The 1,057-nt window shown below is 48.6% G+C and carries 1 protein-coding gene and 1 pseudogene; both read right to left on the reverse strand.

Annotated features, from left to right (window positions below; translation table 11 throughout):
• Positions 1 to 284: 284 nt before the first annotated feature.
• Positions 285 to 869 carry a DUF3304 domain-containing protein gene (locus HT737_RS28585; protein ID WP_306287147.1) on the reverse strand — a complete coding sequence of 195 codons (585 nt, stop codon included), beginning with the start codon at positions 867 to 869 and terminating at the stop codon, positions 285 to 287.
• Positions 853 to 1,057, reverse strand: a pseudogene (locus HT737_RS31420) (hypothetical protein); the annotation flags it as partial. The gene HT737_RS28585 and the pseudogene HT737_RS31420, both read right to left, overlap by 17 nt.

The following is a 1,057-nucleotide window of genomic DNA, read 5'->3' on the forward strand; positions in this document are numbered from 1 at the left end:
CCCTGATTTTCTTGAGCTTGAGACATGCTCAGAATCCAGACAACTTTTGCAGATTCACCGCTTATGCTCCAGCAGCAAGTTACACCTCCGTTACCACCCCATTGGTCGTTAACCCAATAACTCCCGATAGGTCGTTCCGTGTAGTTGTGAGAGGTGAGGGCTGCACCTGGCGTACGGACTCGATCATGAATAAGGGGGATCGAAAAGGCCGCCAGCAGCATCCCCACGCTGACCAATATTTTTTGTACGACGCCACTGTCTGGGGCTCGCTAAGTCACGAACTCTCATTGCGCCCCTATGCTTCCAGCATTTTTATTGGATGGTCGCGTTTCAAATGGGCTAAAAAGATCCGGACTCCAGCCCAGACGTACCTTATTGCCAGGATCGAACCGAACGTGCAGATACTGGTCTTCTGACTGACGTTTTGGTAACGGAAGCTCAATTTCATGACGCTCTTCTATGGCACCTTGTAATTGCTGTTGCCGAGTCATGTCCAAGATCCAGATGATTTTGGCTGTCTCACCTCCGAAGCGAGTGCAGCACATGATTCCTCCGCCACTCATGGCGTATAAATTCCCACCCCAAAAATCGTTGACCCAGAAGCTAAATATCGGGCGCTCCATATAGTTTTCCGAGGTCATCATTGCACCTGGAGTTCGAAGCAGGCCGAGTATTTTCGGGGCGGCGTAGCAAAGCAGTAAGGCCAACACAGCTAGAGCTATTCGTCTCCGTCGGTATGTTCGTTTTCGGCGTGCGTCCGTAGCAATATCAATCAATTGCAAAAATCCAAAGGCTAAAATTATATTCCTGCGTCTGTAACGCATTTCTCCATCAATTATGAACACTAATGAATCAATGGCCCGTTTCATCTAAAGCAGCATCAAATGGGTTGTCCAGATTTGGACTCCATTTCAACTCAACAACATTGCCGGGTATAAAACGCACATGCAGATACCGATCGGTGCGTTTTTGTTGAGGTAGAGGCAATATCGCCTCATGCTCTTCTTGCCTCAGTCCCTGCTCGAACTGTTCGCCCGTAATGCTAAGGATCCATTTG

This window comes from Pseudomonas sp. MD195_PC81_125 (assembly GCF_014060985.1).
GTDB classification, from domain to species: Bacteria; Pseudomonadota; Gammaproteobacteria; order Pseudomonadales; family Pseudomonadaceae; genus Aquipseudomonas; species Aquipseudomonas parakoreensis.